The sequence below is a fragment of the Streptomyces adustus genome, assembly GCF_009377175.1.
In the GTDB taxonomy this organism is placed as follows: domain Bacteria; phylum Actinomycetota; class Actinomycetes; order Streptomycetales; family Streptomycetaceae; genus Streptomyces; species Streptomyces adustus.
Genome location: NZ_VJZD01000063.1, coordinates 19,652 through 40,433, shown reverse-complemented (window position 1 = coordinate 40,433; position 20,782 = coordinate 19,652). Strand labels below are relative to the sequence as shown.

Sequence of the window (20,782 nt, the reverse complement as noted above, 5' to 3'; positions counted from 1 at the left end):
GGTTCGGGGCCGGTGAGGGCGTGGGGGCCGGCGGCGGACGGATCGGCCGGAGTCCCGCGCGGCGAATCGTCCGCATGCTCGGCGGCCGGGCCGGGGACAGAGGTCTCGGCGCCCGGCTCGGGCCGCGGTGGCTGCCGGCTGGTGATCAGGACGTGTCCGCGCTCGTGCGGTACGGGCAGCAGCCCGTGCAGGGAGGTGGGGTCGGTGACTCCGTCGTAGACGAGCAGCCAGCTGCCCAGTTCGTCGTCGGGGCGCGACAGTCGGGTCAGCAGCCGGGAGACACCGGCGTCGTCGCCGCCGGTGGCGAGCCGCTCCTCGGTGCTGCCCAGGCGGACGGCCAGCCGGGCGAGGCCGCGCTCGACGCGCTGCCGTTCCCAGGAGCGCACCCACCACACCACGTCGTAGCCGGCGCCGTAGCGGTGGCACAGCTCGTGCGCGGCCTCGCTCTTGCCCCAGCCACTGGGCCCGTGCAGCACCAGGCAGGCCCCGTCGGCGCCGGCGTCGCGCAGCGAGGAGTCGATCCGGGCGAGCAGTTCGCCGCGGTCGACGGAGCCGACGCCGCGCGCGGCGACGTTGGTGGTCTCCGGCAGGCGTGGGAAACGCGCCGCGGCACGGGGGGCGGCGTGCTCGGCTGCACCGAGTCCGAGACCGGTGTACAGCAGCCGCAGCGCTTCTTCCTCGGTGGTGCCGCGCAGGTCGATCCGCTCGTGGTGGGCGGCCTCGGTGTGCGGGAACGGCTCGTCGACCAGCACGATGCGCACGTCCGTGTGGGAGAGCGCCCCGATCTGGGCGAGGAGCGTGTCGTCGGCGTCGTCGGGCGACACGAACAGCAGGGCGCCGCCGGGGTCGGGGCGTTCACCCGTGTAGGTGTCGGCGCGCCGCAGTTCGGTGCGCACGCCCTGCGCGGCGAGCCGGTCGCGCAGCCAGGCCGCCCAGGGCGCGTGCCGGGTGGAGTGCACGACGGTGACATCGGTCAGCCGTTCGGTACGGCGGTCGCGCAGCCAGTCGGCGAGCCGCTCGTAGTAGGGGCGCAGCCCGGTGACGGTCCCGGCGTCCTCGGCCTCGACGGCGAGGCTGCGGCTGTCCTGGTACATCGGGTTGTACGGAATCTCCAGGAAGGGGATGTCGCCGCCGCCGAGGTTGCGGGCGATCGGGCCGAACTTGCGGCGCACCCGCTCGCGCGCGTTGCGCAGCCGGTCGTGGACGGCGACGTCGCTCTTGAGGCCGAGGGTCAGCAGTCGTGCGGCGCGGCCGCCGGTCCGGCGCACCGTCAGGACCTCGGCGAGGGCGGCGGCTCCGTCGATGGACCAGGCGGTCATCGCGAAGCAGACGACGAGCGCGTCGGCGTACGCGGCCGGCCGGGTCGCCTCCACCGCCTCCGGCGTGTCGGGGACCGGCGCCTCGATCAGGACATGGTCGTAGGACGCGGCGACGGGGTCGGCGGCGAGGGCCAGGAGCGCGGGGCCGCCGACCCTGACCGCCCGGACCATGCCCGGTTCGGGCGGGAGCAGCGGGACGGAGGGGCCGTCGGCGGTGCGGCGGCCGTTGACGAGCAGGACGCTGCGGTTGGCCTCGGCGAGGATGTCGGCGGCGTTGCGCAGGGTGGTGCTCAGACCGAGGTTCTCCGAGGTCGCGAGGAAGACGGCGAAAGGACCTGGGCGGTCGAGGGGGTTGACGTCTGACATGACCTCTCCGCTCGGCGCGGCGCTACAGGGACGGCGGCAGGAACGACAGGTACGGCAGGTACGACGGCAGGTACGGCAGATACGGCAGGTACGACGGCAGATACGGCAGATACGGCAGGTACGACGGCAGGTACGGCAGATACGGCAGATACGGCAGATACGGCAGATACGGCGGGTACGAAGGCAAGAGCGACTGGTGCGGCGGCGGATGGAACAGCGTGGACGGTGGCCGAAGCGGACGGAACCAATCGGAAATGCCAACAAAACGGACACGCGTGGATGTCAGTATAGGGCTGCTCCACACACCGGGCGGTCATGCGGTTTCTTTGTGCCCGGTGACGAACGGATCGCCCTCGGCGCAGCCCGCCTTCACCCGGCGCACCACCGCGCCGAGCACGGAGTCCGGCAGGGCGGCGAGGTCGTCGGGCGCGAGCGCGGCCAGGTCCAGCACGACGGACTCCACGTCGGGCACCGGTGCGGCGCCCCCGCCGGCCCCGGCCTCACCGGGGGTGACGCCTTCGGCTGCTGCCATGGTGTCCGCTCCATGAGGTCTCGTGGACCGCCGCGGCGGTCCTCCGGGCGCCGGCCGCTCCGGCTGGCTACGGGAATGCCTTTTCAGCGTAACGCCGAGGCCCGCTCCGGCGGCAGCGGCCGGGGCGGGCCGGAGGGCAACAACTGCGCTCCGCAGGAGCCCCGTTGACTCATTCGTGATGTTGACGCTGACCGCACCGCGAACGAATACTGGTCGAACAGAGTGCGCCGCCGACCGTGCCGGGCCTGGTCCGCGGCGTACGCCTTCGGGGGGAAGCGGATGAGTCGACCGCCACTGCTCCATGCCGAGCCGCCCTGGCCGAGGGACGCCGACGTGGCGGCCTCGCGGGCCGCGGGCTGGGTGCCGTATCCGTTCCACTCCTTCGTCCTGAAGGTGCACAGCCGCTGCGACCTCGCCTGCGACTACTGCTACATGTACCGCTCGCACGACCAGAGTTGGCGCGCCCAGCCGCGCAGCATGACCCCGGCGACGCTGGCCCGCACCGCCGAACGCATCGCCGCCCACCTGTCCGCGCACGGCACGACGGAGGCGGGTGTGGTGCTGCACGGCGGCGAGCCACTGCTCGTCGGGGACGCCGAACTCGCCCGCACCGTAAGAGTGTTGCGCGAGACGCTCGGTGAGGGAATACGCCTGCACCTGTCGTTGCAGACGAACGGGATCCGACTCACCCGGCAACGTCTCGACCTGTGCGGCGAGTTGGGACTGCGCATCGGCGTGAGCACCGACGGGGGGCGGGCCGCGCACGACCGGCACCGGCGCGGCGCGGACGGCCGCGGCAGCCACGGCCGGGTCCGAGCGGCACTGCGGCTGCTCGCCGAGGACACCTACCGCCCGCTGTTCGGCGCGCTGTTGTGCACGATCGACCTGCGCAACGACCCGGTGCGCACCTACGAGGACCTCCTCGCCCACCGGCCGCCCGCCGTCGACTTCCTTCTCCCGCTGGGCAACTGGCACACCCCTCCCCCGGGACTGGATCCCACCGGGCGGCGCACCCCGTACGCGGACTGGCTGTGGGCCGTCTTCGAGCGCTGGTACGGCGCCCCGGTCGAGGAGACCCGGGTGCGGATCCTGGACGACCTGCTCGCGCTGCTGCTCGGCGCCACCCCGCAGACGGAGTCGCTCGGTCTGTCCCCGGTGCGCTACGCGGTGGTGGAGACGGACGGCTCCCTCGCCCAGGACGACACCCTGCGCACCGCGTACGAGGGCGCCACCCGCACCGGGCTCGACGTCCGGCACCACTCCTTCGACGACCTCCTGCGCCATCCGGGCGTCGCGGCGCGCCAGTGGGGGGCCGCCGGACTGTGCGCCCGGTGCCGGGCCTGCCCGCTGCACCGCGTGTGCGGCGGCGGCCACTACGCGACGCGTTACCGGCGCGACACGGGATTCGCCAACCCGAGCGTGTACTGCGCCGAACTGACCGAACTGATCGGCCGCGTGAGGCACCGGCTGCGGACCGACCTGGCGGCCACCGGCACCTCGTGCGCGCCCGGCGCGGGAGCGGCATGACGCCGTCGCCGCACCGGATGCCGGGCGCGCTGTTCGACGCGGTCGCCGCGGGTGGCGGCGGAGCCGAGGCCCTGCGGTTCCTGGCCCGCGCCGAACACGGCCGCCGTCTGGCCGGCGCGTACGCGGTCACGACCGCGGCCCGGGAGGCCGGTGGCCCGGTGGCCGAGGAGGCGGCACGCGCCTGGGAGCTGTTCGCCGCCGCCACCCGTGCCGATCCCGGGGCGACGGCGGCCGTGCTGACCCACCCGGCGGCCGGGCCCGCCCTGTTCGGGCTGCTCACTCGACTGACCCGGCGGCAGGAGCGGGCGCGGCCGTCGCTCCGGGTGCCGATGGGCCGGTACACGGCGCTGGCCGCGGCCGCGACGGTACGCGCGGGGCTGGCGGCGCGGGTGGAGTGGCCGGTGGAGGGGGCCTGGGTGGCCCTGCCCTCGCTCGGGCGGGCCCACTTCCCGGCCGCCCGTTCCGGCGGGCGGGCCGTCGCGTGCGTCGACACGGCCGGCCGGGCCCTGCTCTCCCTGACCGGCCGGTCGCCCGGCGACCCTCCGGTGCCGGTACCGGCGTCCCCCTACCGCAGCGCGGGCCGCTGGCACGGCGCGTACCCGCTGGAGACCCTGGCCCCGGACACCCCGCTGCTGCTGGACATCCTGGACCAGCCCGGCTTCCCGAACGCGGTGCACCGCCCCGACGGCCTGGACGCCGACGAGCTCCGCCGCTGGGTGACGGCGGCCCGGGAGGCGTGCGCGCTGCTCCGGGCGGACCACCCGGAACTGTACGAGGAACTGGCCGCGGGTCCACGCCAGTTGGTGCCGCTGACCGCACCGGGCCAGGGGACCGTCAGCGGCAGCAGCGCGGAGACGTTCGGGTGCGTGGCGATGTCCCGGCCGACGACGGCGACGGGATTCGCGGTGACGATGACGCACGAGATGCAGCACAACAAGTTCGCCGCCCTGCTGCACCTGTTCGACCTGCTGGAGCCCGGCCCGGAGGGCTTCTACGCCCCCTGGCGCCCCGACCCTCGCCCGCTGCTCGGCCTGTTCCACGGGGCCTACGCCCATCTGGGCGTGGCCCGTTTCTGGGCCCGGCAGGGTGAGTCGGAACCGGACCCCGGGCTGCGTGCGGAGGCTCAAGTGCAGTTCGCGCGCTGGCGGTTGGCGGCCCGGGAGGCGACGCTGGTGACTCTGGGCTCGGGTCGGCTCACCCCGCTGGGGCGGCGGTTCGCCGACCGTATGCTCGACACCCTGGACGGCCTGTGCCGCCTGCCGGTCCCCGCCGCCGCCCGCCGCCGCGCCGAGGCGACGGCCCGCGCGCACCGAGCCGCGTGGCGGGAGCGGAACGGGAACCCGCGCCGGACCCTGTCGGCCTGAGGCGTACGGCCCGGGAGAACGGCGGATGCCGGGGAGGCGGGCCGGGGCGGCCCGCCTCGGCGGGGGTCAGCTGTTGGCGTTGAGGACGGGGTAGTAGCCGCTGGAGTGACCGGTGGCGGTGGGGTGGTAGGACTCCCAGCTCGGCGAGACCACCAGGGAGTGCAGATAGTCGTCGCCGGAGCACAGTTCATGGTTGTTGAAGGTGCCACGTACGTCGCCGAAGACGAAGCCGTGCGCGGCGGCACGGGCGGCGATGACGCTGTCGATGACGTCGGAGGCCTCGTCGATCTTGCGGTGCTTGGTGTCGCTGAGACCGACGCAGAAGACGTTGAGCGTATACATGTGCGGGTAGCCGAGAACGACCACCTTGGCGTTGGGGGCCTTGGCGCGGATGGCGTTGTAGGTGGCGTCCAGGCGGGCGGGGAGGGTGTTCTGGGCGTAGGTCTCGGCCTGGGCGACCCGGTTGACGCAGGTGGTGTCCGAACCGGTCACGCAGGTGGTCATGACGTCGGCGAAGCCCGCGTCATTGCCGCCGATGGTGAGGGAGACGAGGCCCGTGGCGGAGTTCAGCGGGCCGAGCTGGTTGTTCGTCACGTCCGTGGTGACCGCACCCGAGCAGGAGGTGTCGGCGAACGAGGACGGTGCGTGGGCGTTCTTCCACAGGTAGGGGTAGGCGCTGAGGCTGCGGTGGCAGTCTCCGCTCGAACTGTCGTAGTTCCCTGCGCCGTTGCCGGCCGAGTAGGAGTCGCCCAGTGCGACGTAGGCCGGTCCGGCAGCTTGTGCCGGACCGGTCAGCACCAGGCTGAACATGATCGCGAGGGCGAGTGTGGCCAGGACGGAAAGCGATCTGACGCGTCTCACGAGACCTCCCTGAGCGGGAAAGCTGGCCCTCATTTGGTACAGCAGGCAACCAACTCAGGGAAGTGTCCATGACAAAACTGGTTGCCTCTTTAACATCACGTTTCGCGCCATGAAGAGGGGGGCAACCGTGCCGAAACAAAGAGGACGCGGCCGTGGCGGCGAATGCGCGCGGAAAGCCACGCGAACACAAAGAGGACCGCGACCGTCAGGCCGAGGTCCTCGTTGGTGTATCGATCTTGCGAGTGTCCGAGGGGGGACTTGAACCCCCACGCCCGATAAAGGGCACTAGCACCTCAAGCTAGCGCGTCTGCCATTCCGCCACCCGGACAAGGTGTCTGCCGCCTTGCGGGGCGTGTTCCCCGCGGCGACATGGACAACAATACCAAGGTTTCGGAGTGCGTTTCACCTGCGTATCCGTACTGCGGAGCGGCCCCGGACCGCGTGGGCGGACGGTCGGTGACCTGGTCACCCCGGGTGTCCTGGCGGGCACCCGGGGTGAGGGCGGGGCCGGGTCGGCCGAGGCGGGTCAGGGCATGAGGTGGTGGTCCGGGAAGTTGCCCGGCAGCCGTTCGTCCGCCGGGCCCTGGGTCACCGCTCGCACCAGCAGCTCGCCGCCGACGAACGCGCCGCGCCAGGACGCGCCGAAGCCGCCGAACAGCTCGTCGCGGTCACCTCGGGAGCGGGGCTTGCCGTGTCCCACCTTGAAGGCGCGGATCTGCGGCGCCAGCCGGTCGTAGGTGGCCCGGTCGTCCGTGGCCAGTGTGGCGACCAGCGCCCCGTTGGAGGCGTTCATCGCGGCGAGCAGCTCCGCCTCCGTGTCGACCAGGACGATGGTGTCGACCGGGCCGAAGGGTTCCGCGTGATGCAGCGGGGAGGACGGGGGCGGGTTGAGGAGGGTGACCGGCTGGACGTAGGCGGAGGTGTCCTGACCGGGCAGGAAGCGGGCGTCCGCCGGGTTGCCGCGGTGCAGCGGGATCGCGCCGCGGTCGACGGCCTCGGCCACCTGGTCCGTCAGCTCCTTGGCCTTGGCCGCGTTGATCACTGGGCCGAAGTCCAGCGCGGGGAAGGGGTCGTCGGGCCGGTCGACGGCGAGCGGGTGGCCGACCCTGAGCGTGCGGACCGCCGGGAGGTACGCGGCGAGGAACGCGTCGAACAGCTCGCGCTGGACGACGAAGCGCGGGTAGGCCGTGCAGCGCTGCTTGCCGTAGTCGAAGAGTTTGGGGACGACGGCCGTCAGCGCGTCCCAGTCCGAGTGGTTCCAGATGCCCCAGGTGTTCAGTCCCTCCTGTTCGAGAATGTGCCGTTTGCCGAGGTCGGCGACCGCCGTGGCCACCGCGGCACCGGTGTCGCGGCCGCCGACGAAGGAGACGCAGCCGATCTCCGGCGCCCGCACCAGCGCCTCCGACAACTCGCCCCCGCCGCCGCTGACCAGGGTGACGGGGACGCCCTCGCGGGCCGCCAGCGCGCAGGCCAGGGTCAGACAGGCGACCCCGCCGTCGGTCGGGGTCTTGGCGACGACCGCGTTGCCCGCCAACGCCTGGACCAGCAGGGCGTGGACGAGCACGCTCATCGGGTAGTTCCAGCTCGCGATGTTGGAGACCGGGCCCTCCAGCGGCACCCGGCCGGCGATCATCGGCTCGATGCCGTCGACGTACCAGCGCACCCCGTCGACGGCCCGGTCGACGTCGGCCTGGGCGAGCCGCCAGGGTTTGCCGATCTCCCAGACGAGGAGCAGGGCGAGGAGTTCACGGTGCTCGGCGAGGGCGTCGAGGGTGGCGGCGACGCGGGCCCGCCGTTCGTCGAGCGGTACGTGCCGCCAGGCCCGGTGCTGGTCGAGCGAGGCCCGTACGGCCTGCCGGGCGGTGTCCCGGTCCAGGCGCGGCGCGCCCGCGATCGGGCTGCCGTCGACCGGGCTGGTGGCGGGCAGGGGCCTGCCGTCCGCCCGCCAGCCGGCCTGCCAGAGGTTGAGGACACGGTCGTCCCTGAAGGCCTCGGGGGCGACGGCCAGACAGCGCCGCCAGGCCTCGGACCAGGACGTTCCGGCCTTGAGGGTGAGGGTCCGGGGGCCGGAAGCCCTCCGGGGGCCGGAAGCCCCACTGTCCGGGGCCAGGTCCGGGTTCGGGTTCGGGTTCGGGTTCGAGTTCGGGTTCGGGTTCGGGTTCGGGTTCAGGTTCGGGTCGAGGGTGGGTGCCATGGTCGGACTCCGCTCTCGGTGCACAGTCGGGGGCGGGAGATGGACGGCTCATGCCGCGCACGGTTCGCACCACCGCACGGGCGTCGTATACGTACGACCGCCGCGCGGACGGACGTCGTATACAGGGGCGGGCGCTTGGGGTCTCGTACCTGCGAACGTCTCGTACCGACGAACGTCGGGTACGGACGAGCGTCCCGTACGGACGGACGCAGGGACAGCGGCCCGGCGAGTGACAGTCACCTCACCTCAGCCATGAGTGACATCACGGCCGGGATCGGGTCCGGCGAGCGTGGCCAGGACGAGCCGGGCCGTGTCCGTCGGGGTGTCCCCCACCTGCACGCCGGCCGCCTCCAGAGCCCGCTTCTTCGCCTGCGCCGTACCGGACGAACCGGAGACGATCGCGCCCGCGTGCCCCATCGTCCGCCCCTCGGGCGCGGTGAAGCCCGCGATGTAGCCGACGACGGGCTTGGTGACATGGGCGCGGATGTACGCGGCGGCGCGTTCCTCCGCGTCGCCGCCGATCTCGCCGATGAGGACGATCAGGTCGGTGTCGGGGTCGTCCTGGAACGCGGCCAGGCAGTCGATGTGCGTGGTGCCGACGACGGGGTCGCCGCCGATGCCGACGCAGGTCGAGAAGCCGACGTCGCGCAGTTCGTACATGAGCTGGTAGGTCAGGGTGCCGGACTTGGACACCAGGCCGATCCGGCCGGGCTCGGCGATGTCCGCGGGGATGATGCCCGCGCCGGACTGGCCGGGGGTGATCAGGCCGGGGCAGTTGGGGCCGATGATCCTGGTTCCCCGCCGCCTTGCGTGGGCGGTGAAGGCGACGGTGTCGTGCACCGGGACGCCCTCGGTGATGACGACGGCGAGGCCGATGCCGGCGTCGGCGGCCTCGACGACGGCCGCCTTGGTGAAGGGGGGCGGGACGAAGACGACGGTGACGTCGGCGCCGGTCGCCGCCATGCCCTCGCGGACCGAGCCGAAGACGGGAACCGCGACGGTGGCGCCCGCCCGGCCGTTCGGGCCGCGGGGGACGTCGAAGTCGACGGTGCGGCCCGCCTTGCGCGGGTTGACGCCGCCGACCACGTTCGTGCCGGCCGCGAGCATCCGCCGGGTGTGCTTCGTCCCCTCGCCGCCGGTCATCCCCTGGACGAGGACCCTGCTGTCCTTGGTGAGGTATATGGCCATGTCGTCCCGTCTCCTCAGGCGTCGGTGGCGAGTTGCGCGGCACGGCGGGCCGCGCCGTCCATGGTGGTGGCCTGTTCGACCCCGGGGTGGGCGCGCCGGTCGAGGACGGCGCGGCCGCGGGCGGCGTTGTTCCCGTCCAGGCGGACCACGAGCGGTTTGGTCAGCCGGACGCTCTCCAGGGCCTGCACGATGCCTTCGGCGACCGCGTCGCAGGCGGTGATGCCGCCGAAGACGTTGACCAGGACGGACTTGACCGCCGGGTCGGCGAGGACGACGGAGAGCCCGTCGGCCATGACGCGGGCGGACGCGCCGCCGCCGATGTCGAGGAAGTTCGCGGGGCGGGCGCCGCAGCCCGCGACCACGTCGAGCGTCGACATGACGAGCCCCGCGCCGTTGCCGATGACGCCGACCTCGCCGTCCAGCCTGACGTAGTTGAGGCCCTTCGCGGCGGCCGCCGCCTCCAGCGGGTCGCCGGGCGCGGGGGTGTCGGCGCCCCAGCGTTCCTGCCGGAAGCGGGCGTTGTCGTCGAGGGTGACCTTGCCGTCGAGGGCGAGGACGCGGCCCTGCCGGGTGCGGACGAGCGGGTTGACCTCGACGAGGAGGGCGTCCTCGGCGACCAGTACCCGCCAGAGCCGGACCAGCGTGTCGACGGTCCCCGGCGGCAGGCCGGCCGCCTCGGCGATCTCGCCGGCCTTCGCGGAGGTGACGCCCTCGGCCGGGTCGACGGGTACGCGGGCCACCGCCTCGGGCCGGGACGCGGCGACCTCCTCGATGTCCGTGCCGCCCTCGGCGGAGGCGATCGCGAGGAAGCCGCCGGCCGTGCGGTCCAGTACGTAGGAGACGTAGTACTCGGTGTCGATGTCGACGGGCTGGGCCAGCATCACGGTGTCGACCCGGTGGCCCTTGATGTCCATGCCGAGGATCTGCCGGGCGGTCAGTTCGGCGGCGGCCGGGTCCGCGGCGAGCTTCACTCCGCCTGCCTTGCCTCGTCCGCCGGTCCTGACCTGGGCCTTGACGACGGCCCGGCCGCCCAGCCGGCGGGCGATCGCGCGTGCCTCCTTCGGCGAGTCGGTGACCTCGGCCCGTGGCACCGGGATGCCGTGTTCCTCGAAGAGCTGCCGTGCCTGGTGTTCGTACAGGTCCATCTCGGCTCCTGTCTGCTGAGTCCTGCGGGTCGCCCCGGGCGCGCCGGTCCGGGCTTCGGGCTCCGGCCGCACGCCGGGGTCCCGGGCCCGGCCCGGGAGCCCAGCCGGTGATTGCGGGCCCGCACCCGGCCCCAGTCGGCGGGCCCCGGTCGGCGCCCCGGTCGACGGCCCCGGGCCCGGCCCGGCGTGGCTCCGGGCCCCGGCCCGAAAAGTGCCGCACGCCCCTGGACACCGCCCAGCGGATGCGGGATAACAAGCTTCATACAGTATTCGTCGACTGTATGCAATGTACCGCGAGAGCGTTCCCACCCCTACGAAGGGACAGGACTTCGCCATGCCCGACGACACGCAGGACGACGTGATCTCCGGCGGCCATCTCGTTGCCAAAGCACTCAAGGCCGAGGGGGTCGACCGCATCTACACGCTGTGCGGCGGCCACATCATCGACATCTACGACGGCTGCGTCGACGAGGGCATAGAAGTCGTCGACGTACGCCATGAGCAGGTCGCGGCCCACGCCGCCGACGGCTACGCACGCATCACCGGCAGGCCCGGCTGCGCGGTCGTCACCGCGGGCCCCGGTACGACCGACGCGGTCACCGGTGTCGCCAACGCCTTCCGCGCCGAGTCCCCCATGCTGCTGATCGGCGGCCAGGGAGCCCTCACCCAGCACCGGATGGGCTCCCTCCAGGACCTGCCGCACGTCGACATGATGACGCCCATCACCAAGTTCGCGGCGACCGTGCCGGACACCGCACGCGCCGCGGACATGGTGTCGATGGCGTTCCGCGAGTGCTACCACGGCGCCCCCGGCCCCTCCTTCCTGGAGATCCCGCGCGACGTCCTCGACGCGAAGGTGCCGGTGGAGAAGGCACGGGTGCCCGAGCCGGGGCACTACCGGGCCTCGACCCGCTCCGCGGGCGACCCGGAGGCGATCGAGAAGCTCGCCGACCTGCTGGTGCACGCCGAGAAACCGGCGATCCTGCTCGGCAGCCAGGTGTGGACGACCCGCGGCACCGAGGCGGCCGTCGAGCTGGTGCGCGCCCTGAACATCCCCGCGTACATGAACGGCGCCGGCCGTGGCACGCTGCCGCCCGGCGACCCGCACCACTTCCAGCTCTCCCGCCGGTACGCGTTCTCCCACGCCGACGTCATCGTGATCGTCGGCACGCCCTTCGACTTCCGCATGGGCTACGGCAAGCGGCTGTCCCCGCGGGCGACCGTCGTGCAGATCGACCTCGACTACCGCACCGTCGGCAAGAACCGGGACATCGACCTCGGGATCGTCGGTGACGCGGGGCTGGTGCTGAGGTCGGTGGCGGAGGCCGCGTCCGGGCGGGTCGACGGGGGCGCCGCCAAGCGCAAGGAGTGGCTGGACGAGCTGCGGGCGGCCGAGCGGACCGCGCTGGACAAGCGGCTGCCGAGCCTGCGCTCGGACGCCTCGCCGATCCACCCGTACCGGCTGGTGAACGAGATCAACGACTTCCTCACCGAGGACTCCATCTACATCGGCGACGGCGGCGACATCGTCACCTTCTCCGGGCAGGTCGTACAGCCCAAGTCCCCGGGCCACTGGATGGATCCGGGACCGCTGGGCACCCTCGGCGTCGGCGTGCCCTTCGTCCTCGCCGCCAAGCAGGCACGGCCCGACAAGGAGGTCGTGGCCCTGTTCGGCGACGGCGCGTTCTCCCTGACCGGCTGGGACTTCGAGACCCTCGTACGGTACGACCTCCCGTTCGTCGGCATCGTCGGCAACAACTCCTCCATGAACCAGATCCGTTACGGCCAGGCCCAGAAGTACGGCCCGGAGCGCGAGCGGGTCGGCAACACCCTGGGCGACGTCCGCTACGACGAGTTCGCCCGGATGCTGGGCGGCCACGGCGAGGAGGTCCGCGACCCCGCCGACATCGCGCCCGCGCTGCGCCGGGCCCGCGAGTCCGGCAAGCCTTCGCTGATCAACGTCTGGGTCGACCCGGACGCGTACGCCCCCGGAACCATGAACCAGACGATGTACAAGTGAGGTGAACGCCCATGACCGCAAGGGCACTTGAGGGCATCCGCGTCCTCGACATGACCCACGTACAGTCCGGGCCCTCCGCGACCCAGCTGCTCGCCTGGCTGGGGGCCGACGTCGTCAAGCTGGAGGCGCCGACCGGGGACATCACCCGGGGCCAGCTGCGCGACCTCCCGGACGTCGACTCCCTCTACTTCACGATGCTCAACTGCAACAAGCGGAGCATCACCCTCAACACCAAGACCGAGCGCGGCCGGGACATCCTCACCGAGCTGATCCGGCGCTCCGACGTCATGGTCGAGAACTTCGGACCGGGCGCGGTGGACCGGATGGGCTTCACCTGGGACCGCATCAAGGAGATCAATCCACGGATCGTCTACGCCTCCATCAAGGGCTTCGGCGACGGCCCGTACACCGATTTCAAGGCGTACGAGGTCGTCGCGCAGGCCATGGGCGGGTCGATGTCGACCACCGGTTTCGAGGACGGGCCGCCGCTGGCGACGGGAGCCCAGATCGGGGACTCGGGGACGGGTGTGCACTGCGTGGCGGGGATCCTCGCGGCCCTGTACCAGCGGGAGCGCACCGGGCGCGGCCAGCGGGTGAACGTGGCCATGCAGCACGCCGTGCTCAACCTGTGCCGGGTGAAGCTGCGGGACCAGCAGCGCCTGGCCCACGGACCGCTCGCCGAATATCCCAACGACGACTTCGGCCCGGAGGTTCCCCGGTCCGGGAACGCCTCCGGCGGCGGTCAGCCCGGCTGGGCGGTCAAGTGCGCGCCGGGCGGCCCGAACGACTACGTGTACGTCATCGTGCAGCCCGTGGGCTGGCGGCCGCTGACCGCTCTGATCGGCCGGCCCGAGCTGGCCGACGACCCCGAGTGGGCGACCCCGCAGGCCCGGCTGCCCAAGCTGACCAAGATGTTCCAGCTGATCGAGGAGTGGTCCTCGACCCTGCCCAAGTGGGAGGTGCTGGAGCGGCTCAACGCCCACAACGTCCCGTGCGGGCCGATCCTGTCCACCAGGGAGATCATCGAGGACGACTCGCTGATCGCCGACGAGATGGTGGTCACCGTCGCGCACCCCGAGCGCGGCGAGTTCGTGACCGTGGGCAGCCCGCTGAAGCTCTCCGACTCCCCCGTGGAGGTGCGCACTTCACCGCTGCTCGGGGAGCACAACGCAGAGGTGTACATCGGCGAGCTCGGGCTCGGCGACGAGGAGTTGCGTCTGCTCAAGTCGAACGGGGTGATCTGACGTGATGGCCGAGGACCGGCTGCTGAGGGTGCGCACGCTCCTGGACGCCGTACGGGCCGAGGGGCGGACCGCGCTCACCGCGCCCGAGGGCAAGGTGATCGCGGACGCGTACGGGATCGCCGTACCGGGCGAGGAGCTGGCGGGTGACGTGGACGAGGCGGTGGCGTGTGCCGCGCGCTTCGGCGGGCCGGTGGTGATGAAGATCGTCTCCCCGGACATCCCGCACAAGACCGACGCGGGCGGGGTGGTCGTCGGGGTCGAGGGCGCGAGCGAGGTCCGGGCCGCGTTCCACCGCATCGTCGGCAACGCGCGGGCGTACGACCCGCGGGCGCGGATCGTGGGCGTTCAGGTGCAGGAACTGCTGCCGCCCGGGCAGGAGGTCATCGTCGGCGCGGTGACCGATCCCACGTTCGGGAAGGTGGTGGCGTTCGGGCTCGGCGGGGTGCTCGTCGAGGTGCTCAGGGACGTCACGTTCCGGCTGGCCCCGGTGGCCGCGGACGAGGCGCTGGCCATGCTGGACTCGATCCGTGCGGCGGAGGTGCTGCGCGGGGTGCGCGGCGCGCCGCCGGTGGACCGGTGGGCGCTGGCCGAGCAGATCCGCCGGGTGTCCCAACTGGTCGACGAGTTCCCCGAGATCGCCGAGGTGGACCTCAATCCGGTGATCGCGACCGCGGAGGGGGCGGTCGCCGCCGACATCCGGGTCGTCCTCGCCGAGTCGCAGCCGCCGCCGCGCCGCCGGTACACCCGAGACGAGATCCTGACCAGCATGCGCAGGCTGATGCAGCCGGGCTCGATCGCCGTGATCGGCGCCTCCGCCGAGTCCGGGAAGATCGGCAACTCGGTGATGCGCAACCTGGTCGACGGCGGCTTCGCCGGGGAGATCCACCCGGTCAATCCCCGGGCCGACGACATTCTGGGCCGCAAGGCGTACAGGAGCGTCACCGACGTGCCCGGCGAGGTGGACGTGGCGGTCTTCGCGATCCCCGCCCGGTTCGTGGCGGCGGCGCTGGAGGAGGTCGGCCGCAAGCGGATCCCCAACGCCGTGCTGATCCCCTCCGGATTCGCGGAGACCGGTGAACAGGGGCTCCAGGACGAGCTCGTGGCGATCGCGCAGCGGCACGGGGTCCGGCTGCTCGGCCCGAACATCTACGGCTACTACTCGACGTGGCAGGACCTGTGCGCCACGTTCTGCACCCCGTACGACGTCAAGGGCGGGGTGGCGCTGACCTCGCAGTCCGGTGGCATCGGGATGGCCGTCCTGGGGTTCGCCCGCACCACGAAGACGGGTGTGTCGGCGATCGTCGGTCTGGGCAACAAGGCGGATCTGGACGAGGACGACCTGCTGACCTGGTTCGGCGAGGACCCGCACACCGAGTGCGTCGCGATGCACCTGGAGGACCTCAAGGACGGGCGGGCCTTCGTGGCGGCGGCGCGCGAGACCATCGTCAAGAAGCCCGTCGTCGTCCTCAAGGCGGGGCGTACGGCGGCCGGCGCGCGGGCGGCCGGCTCGCACACGGGTGCGCTGGCGGGCGACGACGCCGTGTACGACGACATCCTGCGGCAGGCGGGGGTCATCCGGGCGCCGGGGCTCAACGAGATGCTGGAGTACGCGCGCGGGCTGCCGGTGCTGCCCACCCCGCGGGGCGAGAACATCGTGATCATCACGGGGGCTGGCGGCAGCGGTGTGCTGCTGTCGGACGCGGTCAGCGACAACGGGCTGTCGCTGATGGAGATCCCACCCGATCTGGACGCGTCCTTCCGGGCGTTCATCCCGCCGTTCGGGGCCGCGGGCAATCCGGTGGACATCACCGGGGGCGAGCCGCCGTCGACGTACGAGGCGACGATCCGGCTGGGCCTTGAGGACCCGCGCATCCACGCCCTGGTCCTCGGCTACTGGCACACCATCGTCACTCCGCCGATGGTGTTCGCCGAGCTCACCGCGCGCGTGGTGGCCGAGTTCCGGGAGCGCGGGATCGAGAAGCCGGTGGTGGCCTCGCTGGCCGGGGACGTCGAGGTCGAGGCGGCCTGCCAGTACCTGTACGAGCGGGGGGTCGTGGCGTATCCGTACACGACCGAGAAGCCGGTGGCCGTGCTGGGCGCGAAGTACCGGTGGGCGCGGGCGGCGGGCCTGTTGGGGGGGCGAGTCATGAGGTGACCGGACGCGGGGGCGGCCGACGGTGCGCGTCGGCCGCCCCCGGGGACCCGTGCGCGCACGAAACGCATTGGACAGGGGGCGCTGGCCAGAGCTTTCGACGCAAGGGGTGCTGAGTGACATGACAACCACCGACTACCCGGCCTCCGTCCCCTATCGGGAGGTGACGGACCGCAACGGCCGCGTGTACCGCATCGGCGAGACCGATGTCGACATCATGGGCCGCAAGCGCACATGGATGGTCGTCCTGCCCTGGGTGGGCATGATGGGCATCAGCTCCGCCGAGTACGCGTTCACGTCGGCGGAGGACACGCTCCACGAGGCGCATCTGTGGAGCAGCGGGCACATCTTCTGGCTGATGGGCGTCTGGATATTCTTCCAGGCCGCCGTGGCCTTCCCGGCCGGGCAGCTGCGCGAGAGCGGCCGGCTCCCGGCGCGTACGGCGATGCTGATCGGCGCGGTCGGCACGATGACCGGCTATCTGTCGCTGGCGTACGCGCCGAACGTGCTCGTCGCCTACTTCGGCTTCGGCATGTGCAGCGGTATCGGCGCCGGTCTGGTCTACGCGACCTGCGTGAACATGGTCGGCAAGTGGTATCCGGAGCGCAAGGGCGGCAAGACGGGCTTCGTCAACGGCGGTTTCGCGTACGGGTCCGTGCCCTTCGTCTTCCTGTTCACCTCGTACATGGACCTGGGCAACTACGAGACCGTGCTGGCGCTGGTGGGTGTCGGGCTGTGCCTGGTGGTGGCGTCGGCCGGCTGGTTCTTCCGGGACCCGCCGAAGAACTGGTGGCCCGCCACGGTCGACCCGCTGCGGGCGACCGACGACCCGAAGATCCGCCGGGCGCTGGAGAAGAACCCGCCGGCGGTCCGGCAGTACACCCCGAAGGAGGCGGCCCGTACCCCTGTCCTGTGGATGATGTGGTTCTGTCTGCTGTGCACGGCCGGCATCAACATCTTCGGCATCGCCTTCCAGGTGCCGTTCGGCAAGGACATGGGTTTCGCGGGCGGCATCGTCGCCACGGCGATGTCCTTGAAGGCCATCGTCAACGGCACCGGCCGGGGCGTGATCGGCTGGATATCCGACCGCTACGGACGCCGCAGCACGCTGGTCATCGTCTGTGTCGTGCTGGGCACCGCGCAGTTCGGCGTGCTGGTCTCCGGCCAGCTGGGCAGCATGCCGTTCTTCCTGTTCTGCTCCATGGTCTCCGGCTTCGGCGGCGGGGCGATCTTCCCGCTGTTCGCGGCCATGACGGCCGACTACTTCGGTGAGAACAACAACGCCACCAACTACGGGATGGTCTACAGCTCCAAGCTGATCTCCGGGCTCGTCGGCTCGGGCGTCGGCGCCATCGTGGTCGACGCGTGGGACTACCACGGCGCGTTCGTCCTCGCGGGCTCGATCGGGCTGGCCTCCGCGGTGCTGGCGCTCTTCCTGAAGGCTCCCGGCCGACCCAAGGCCCGGAGCATCGTCCCCAACCCGCAACCGCTCGGCGAGGAGATGGCGTGAGATGACTGCGGATCCCATCGCTACGAACAGCGCGTCGGCCGAGCCCGGCGCCGCGCACCGCCCCTACCGTGAGGTGACCGACTCCCGCGGCCGCGTCTACCGGGTCGGCGAGACCGACCGGGACATCCTCGGCCACTCCCGCAAGCTCATGGTGTATCTGCCGTGGATCGCCATGATGGCCATCAGCGTCTTCGAGTACGCCTACGGCTCGGCGGAGGACACCCTCTCGCACGCCCACGGCTGGACCCAGAGCAACACCTTCTGGATCCTGAGCGTCTGGGTGTTCTTCCAGGCCGGCATCGCCTTCCCGGCGGGCTGGCTGCGCGAGCGGGGCATCCTGACCGCGCGCCGGGCCATGCACCTGGGCTCCGGCATGTGTCTCGTGGGGTTCCTGGCCCTGTCCCACCTGAGCAACGTCCTGCTGGCGATCCTGGGCTTCGGCGTCGTCGGCGGCATGGGCGCCGGGCTGGTCTACGCGACCTGCATCAACATGGTCGGCAAGTGGTTCCCCGAACGCCGGGGCGCGCGCACGGGGTTCGTCAACGGCGGCTTCGCGTACGGTTCGCTGCCGTTCATCTTCATCTTCAACTACGCGTTCGATACCGGGAACTACCACCGGGTGCTGGACCTGATCGGCTGTTACATCATGATCGTGGTGTTCGGGTGCGCGTTCCTCTTCAAGGACCCGCCGAAGAACTGGTGGCCGGCCGACATCGACCCGCCGACCCTCGCCGGTGACGGCGAGAACGCGGTACGGACGTCCAAGAACCCTCCGGCTGCACGGCAGTTCACCCCCAAGGAGGCCGTCAGGTCCGGCATGCTCCCGCTGATGTGGATCTCGATCGTGCTGACCGCCGGGGTGTCGATCTTCGGGATCTCCTTCCAGGTCGACTTCGCCAAGGAGGTCGGCTTCGGCCCGCTGGTCGCCGCCTCGTCGATGGGCGTGATGGCGGTCATCAACGGCGTCGGACGCGGGGTCGTCGGCTGGCTGTCCGACCGGTGGGGCCGCAAGTCGACCCTGGTGTTCGTCATCGTCGTGCTGGGCCTGGCCCAGTTCGGCGTGATCCTGGCGGGCAACCTGAGGAGCGAGTGGCTGTTCCTGTTCTTCGCCTTCCTGTCCGGGTTCGGCGGCGGCGCGTTCTACCCGATGTTCGCGGCGCTGACGCCGGACTACTTCGGCGAGAACTACAACGCCACCAACTACGGCCTGGTGTACAGCGGGAAGCTCATCAGCGGCCTGTTCGGCGGCGGCCTGGGCTCCATGGTGGTCGCGGCCTGGGGCTACAACGGCGCGTACGCGCTGGCCGGCGGGATCTCGATGGTCGCGGCGGCGATCGCGCTGCTGCTGCGACAGCCGGGCCACAACACCCCGCCCGCACCACAGCCCGCGGGCTGACGACGGCGTACGGCCGTCGGAGAACCGCATGGCGCGAGGTGGCTCGCCCCTGTTTCCCGGGGAGGGCCACCTCTCGCGCGGCCGGGCCTCAGGACCTGGTGCGGGCGTGGTACGAGGTCCTGGTGTGTTCCGTGTGTTCGCGCATCAGCCGGGTGGCCTCCTGCTCGTCGCGGTCGGTGATCGCCGCGATCAGGTCCCGGTGCTCGATCCACGACTGCTGTCCGCGTCGACGGGCGACGGGCGTGTAGTACCAGCGCACCCGCCGGTCGACCTGGGCCGCGAGTTCGGCGAGGACCGCGTTGCCCGCCAGTTCCATGATCTTGGCGTGGAAGCGGGCGTTGAGGGTCACGGCGGCGTCCACGTCGTCGTCGGCGACGGCCTGGAGCCCCTGCGCCAACAGCTCCTCCAGCGCCTCGATGCCCGCGCTGGTGGCGTTGGCCGCGGCGAGACGGGCCGCCTCGGCCTCCAGCAGCGTACGCACGGTGAGGAGTTGGTCGGCCTCCTGCTCCGTGGGCTCGTGCACGAACGCGCCCTGCGCGGGGCGCAGATCGACCCAGCCCTCGGTGTTGAGCCGTTGCAGCGCCTCGCGCACCGGCTGCCGGGAGACCCCGAGGTGCCCGGCGAGCTCGCTCTCGACGAGGTGCTGGCCGGGCTGGAGGGCCCGGGTGGTGATGAGTTCGAGCAGTGCCTCGTAGACGCGGTCACGCAGCGGACCGGGGCGTTCGAGCCTGGGCACGGCCCCCTGCGGCAGTCCTGTCGACAACATCGCGGTCCCCCTCCTCGGCGGGCCGTGCACAGCGGTCGGAGCGCCGGCCTGGATTGGCTTTCGTCTACAGTCTACGGCGCTCGACGCCCGAAGGGACGGCGAGATGGCGTCATCGCACACCGCTGTCGCACCGAGCCGTCACAGCACGTAGTCGGACCGCGCAGTCGCATCAGGCAGTCGCACCACGCGACCGTACGAGGCCGCCGCGCCGTGTCACGGCGTCCGCCGCGGGCGGCTCACGGGCAGCGCACGACCTGGCCGGCGTACGAGAGGTTCCCGCCGAAGCCGAACAGCAGGACCGGGTCCCCGGTGCGGATCTCGCCGCGTTCCACCAGCTTGGAGAAGGCCAGCGGGATGCTCGCCGCGGAGGTGTTGCCGGACTCGCGGACGTCCCGGGCCACGACGGCGTTCACCGCGCCGATCTTCCCCGCGAGCGGCTCGATGATGCGCAGGTTCGCCTGGTGCAGGACGACGGCCGCGAGGTCCTCGGGGGTGAGTCCGGCCCGCTCGCAGGCCTGCCGGGCGAGCGGCGGCAGCTGGGTGGTCGCCCACCGGTAGACGCTCTGGCCCTCCTGCGCGAAGCGCGCGGGCTGTCCCTCGATGCGCACGGCGTGCCCCATCTCGGGCACCGACCCCCACAGCACGGGCGCGATCCCCGGCTCCTCGCCCTCGGCGCACGCCTCGACCACGGCGGCCCCCGCCCCGTCCCCGACGAGCACGCAGGTCGTGCGGTCCGTCCAGTCGGTGACCTCGGTCATCTTGTCGGCGCCGATGACCAGGGCGCGGGTGGCGGCGCCCGCGCGGACGGTGTGGTCGGCGGTGGCCAGGGCGTGGGTGAAACCGGCGCAGACCACGTTGACGTCCATCGCGGCGGGCGAGGGGATGCCCAGCCGGGCGGCGACCCGGGCGGCCATGTTCGGGGAGCGGTCCACGGCCGTCGACGTGGCGACCAGGACCAGGTCGATGTCGCCGGGGGCCAGCCCGGCGGCCGCGAGCGCCTTGGCGGCGGCCTGCGCGGCCAGCTCGTCGACGGGTTCGTCGGGGCCCGCGATGTGCCGGGTCAGGATGCCCACCCGGGACCGGATCCACTCGTCACTGGTGTCGACCATGCCCGCCAGTTCCTCGTTGGTGAGCACCCTGGCGGGCTGGTAATGGCCGACGGCGGCGATGCGCGAGCCGTGCATGGGAGGGTCCCCTC

15 protein-coding genes, 1 tRNA gene and 1 pseudogene are annotated in these 20,782 nt (G+C 72.0%); 7 read left to right on the top strand and 10 right to left on the bottom strand.

The genetic code is table 11. The annotated features are described in order from the left end of the window. The 3 genes and pseudogenes from FNH09_RS17930 to fxsA all read right to left on the bottom strand — a co-directional run. Nucleotides 1-1,685: pseudogene (locus FNH09_RS17930) on the bottom strand (FxSxx-COOH system tetratricopeptide repeat protein); the annotation flags it as partial. Nucleotides 1,686-1,707: 22 nt separating this feature from the next. Then, nucleotides 1,708-1,872, bottom strand: a complete 165-nt coding sequence (locus tag FNH09_RS46715; RefSeq protein WP_156110822.1) for a hypothetical protein — start codon at nucleotides 1,870-1,872, stop codon at nucleotides 1,708-1,710. Nucleotides 1,873-1,998: 126 nt separating this feature from the next. After that, on the bottom strand, nucleotides 1,999-2,217 hold the full coding sequence (gene fxsA, locus FNH09_RS17925) for an FxSxx-COOH cyclophane-containing RiPP peptide (RefSeq protein WP_152889053.1): 219 nt from the start codon (nucleotides 2,215-2,217) through the stop codon (nucleotides 1,999-2,001). A gap of 279 nt (nucleotides 2,218-2,496) precedes the next feature. Between fxsA and FNH09_RS17920 the strand changes: the two genes are divergently transcribed. Both FNH09_RS17920 and FNH09_RS17915 read left to right on the top strand, forming a co-directional pair. Beyond that, nucleotides 2,497-3,744 carry an FxsB family cyclophane-forming radical SAM/SPASM peptide maturase gene (locus FNH09_RS17920; protein WP_152889051.1) on the top strand — a complete coding sequence of 416 codons (1,248 nt, stop codon included), beginning with the start codon at nucleotides 2,497-2,499 and terminating at the stop codon, nucleotides 3,742-3,744. Continuing rightward, nucleotides 3,741-5,108, top strand: coding sequence for an HEXXH motif domain-containing protein (locus tag FNH09_RS17915; protein WP_152889049.1), 1,368 nt, complete (start codon nucleotides 3,741-3,743; stop codon nucleotides 5,106-5,108). Before FNH09_RS17920 ends, FNH09_RS17915 begins: the two co-directional genes overlap by 4 nt. A 66-nt stretch (nucleotides 5,109-5,174) precedes the next feature. On the opposite strand, the gene FNH09_RS17910 is transcribed toward FNH09_RS17915, so the two are convergent. The 5 genes from FNH09_RS17910 to sucC all read right to left on the bottom strand — a co-directional run bounded on the left by FNH09_RS17910 (nucleotide 5,175) and on the right by sucC (nucleotide 10,496). Beyond that, nucleotides 5,175-5,969 (bottom strand): GDSL-type esterase/lipase family protein, encoded by a 795-nt coding sequence (locus tag FNH09_RS17910; protein WP_162468737.1) that lies wholly within the window; start codon nucleotides 5,967-5,969, stop codon nucleotides 5,175-5,177. Nucleotides 5,970-6,212: 243 nt separating this feature from the next. After that, nucleotides 6,213-6,297: transfer RNA gene (locus tag FNH09_RS17905), tRNA-Leu, on the bottom strand. A gap of 198 nt (nucleotides 6,298-6,495) precedes the next feature. Next, on the bottom strand, nucleotides 6,496-8,163 hold the full coding sequence (locus FNH09_RS17900) for an aldehyde dehydrogenase family protein (protein WP_238426747.1): 1,668 nt from the start codon (nucleotides 8,161-8,163) through the stop codon (nucleotides 6,496-6,498). Nucleotides 8,164-8,409: 246 nt separating this feature from the next. Then, nucleotides 8,410-9,351, bottom strand: a complete 942-nt coding sequence (gene sucD, locus FNH09_RS17890; RefSeq protein WP_152889045.1) for a succinate--CoA ligase subunit alpha — start codon at nucleotides 9,349-9,351, stop codon at nucleotides 8,410-8,412. Between the two features lie 14 nt (nucleotides 9,352-9,365). After that, entirely contained in the window at nucleotides 9,366-10,496 is a 1,131-nt protein-coding gene (sucC, locus tag FNH09_RS17885; RefSeq protein ID WP_152889043.1) for an ADP-forming succinate--CoA ligase subunit beta, read from the bottom strand. Nucleotides 10,497-10,830: 334 nt separating this feature from the next. Here sucC and FNH09_RS17880 point away from each other — a divergent pair, with 334 nt between their 5' ends. From FNH09_RS17880 to FNH09_RS17860, 5 genes are all read left to right on the top strand, one after another. Further along, nucleotides 10,831-12,516: a thiamine pyrophosphate-binding protein gene (locus tag FNH09_RS17880; RefSeq protein ID WP_152889041.1), complete on the top strand. Its 1,686-nt coding sequence runs from the start codon at nucleotides 10,831-10,833 to the stop codon at nucleotides 12,514-12,516. Between the two features lie 11 nt (nucleotides 12,517-12,527). Then, on the top strand, nucleotides 12,528-13,760 hold the full coding sequence (frc, locus tag FNH09_RS17875; RefSeq protein WP_152889039.1) for a formyl-CoA transferase: 1,233 nt from the start codon (nucleotides 12,528-12,530) through the stop codon (nucleotides 13,758-13,760). 4 nt (nucleotides 13,761-13,764) lie between these two features. After that, nucleotides 13,765-15,915 carry an acetate--CoA ligase family protein gene (locus FNH09_RS17870; RefSeq protein ID WP_152889059.1) on the top strand — a complete coding sequence of 717 codons (2,151 nt, stop codon included), beginning with the start codon at nucleotides 13,765-13,767 and terminating at the stop codon, nucleotides 15,913-15,915. A 118-nt stretch (nucleotides 15,916-16,033) separates the two neighbouring features. Next, nucleotides 16,034-17,422 carry an OFA family MFS transporter gene (locus tag FNH09_RS17865; protein WP_152889037.1) on the top strand — a complete coding sequence of 463 codons (1,389 nt, stop codon included), beginning with the start codon at nucleotides 16,034-16,036 and terminating at the stop codon, nucleotides 17,420-17,422. Nucleotide 17,423: 1 nt separating this feature from the next. Further along, on the top strand, nucleotides 17,424-18,818 hold the full coding sequence (locus FNH09_RS17860; RefSeq protein WP_152889035.1) for an OFA family MFS transporter: 1,395 nt from the start codon (nucleotides 17,424-17,426) through the stop codon (nucleotides 18,816-18,818). Between the two features lie 88 nt (nucleotides 18,819-18,906). Here the strand turns inward: FNH09_RS17860 and FNH09_RS17855 are convergent, their stop codons facing one another. After that, nucleotides 18,907-19,584, bottom strand: coding sequence for a GntR family transcriptional regulator (locus FNH09_RS17855; protein ID WP_152889033.1), 678 nt, complete (start codon nucleotides 19,582-19,584; stop codon nucleotides 18,907-18,909). Nucleotides 19,585-19,820: 236 nt separating this feature from the next. Then, nucleotides 19,821-20,768 (bottom strand): beta-ketoacyl-ACP synthase III, encoded by a 948-nt coding sequence (locus FNH09_RS17850; protein ID WP_152889031.1) that lies wholly within the window; start codon nucleotides 20,766-20,768, stop codon nucleotides 19,821-19,823. Between the last annotated feature and the right edge of the window lie 14 nt (nucleotides 20,769-20,782).

Coding starts and splice junctions, on each gene's coding strand:
- fxsA (WP_152889053.1), bottom strand. CDS start 2,217: ATGGCAGCAGCCGAAGGCGTCACCCCCGGTGAGGCCGGGGCCGGCGGG.
- FNH09_RS17920 (WP_152889051.1), top strand. CDS start 2,497: ATGAGTCGACCGCCACTGCTCCATGCCGAGCCGCCCTGGCCGAGGGAC.
- FNH09_RS17915 (WP_152889049.1), top strand. CDS start 3,741: ATGACGCCGTCGCCGCACCGGATGCCGGGCGCGCTGTTCGACGCGGTC.
- FNH09_RS17900 (WP_238426747.1), bottom strand. CDS start 8,163: ATGGCACCCACCCTCGACCCGAACCTGAACCCGAACCCGAACCCGAAC.
- sucD (WP_152889045.1), bottom strand. CDS start 9,351: ATGGCCATATACCTCACCAAGGACAGCAGGGTCCTCGTCCAGGGGATG.
- sucC (WP_152889043.1), bottom strand. CDS start 10,496: ATGGACCTGTACGAACACCAGGCACGGCAGCTCTTCGAGGAACACGGC.
- FNH09_RS17880 (WP_152889041.1), top strand. CDS start 10,831: ATGCCCGACGACACGCAGGACGACGTGATCTCCGGCGGCCATCTCGTT.
- frc (WP_152889039.1), top strand. CDS start 12,528: ATGACCGCAAGGGCACTTGAGGGCATCCGCGTCCTCGACATGACCCAC.
- FNH09_RS17870 (WP_152889059.1), top strand. CDS start 13,765: ATGGCCGAGGACCGGCTGCTGAGGGTGCGCACGCTCCTGGACGCCGTA.
- FNH09_RS17865 (WP_152889037.1), top strand. CDS start 16,034: ATGACAACCACCGACTACCCGGCCTCCGTCCCCTATCGGGAGGTGACG.
- FNH09_RS17860 (WP_152889035.1), top strand. CDS start 17,424: ATGACTGCGGATCCCATCGCTACGAACAGCGCGTCGGCCGAGCCCGGC.
- FNH09_RS17855 (WP_152889033.1), bottom strand. CDS start 19,584: ATGTTGTCGACAGGACTGCCGCAGGGGGCCGTGCCCAGGCTCGAACGC.
- FNH09_RS17850 (WP_152889031.1), bottom strand. CDS start 20,768: ATGCACGGCTCGCGCATCGCCGCCGTCGGCCATTACCAGCCCGCCAGG.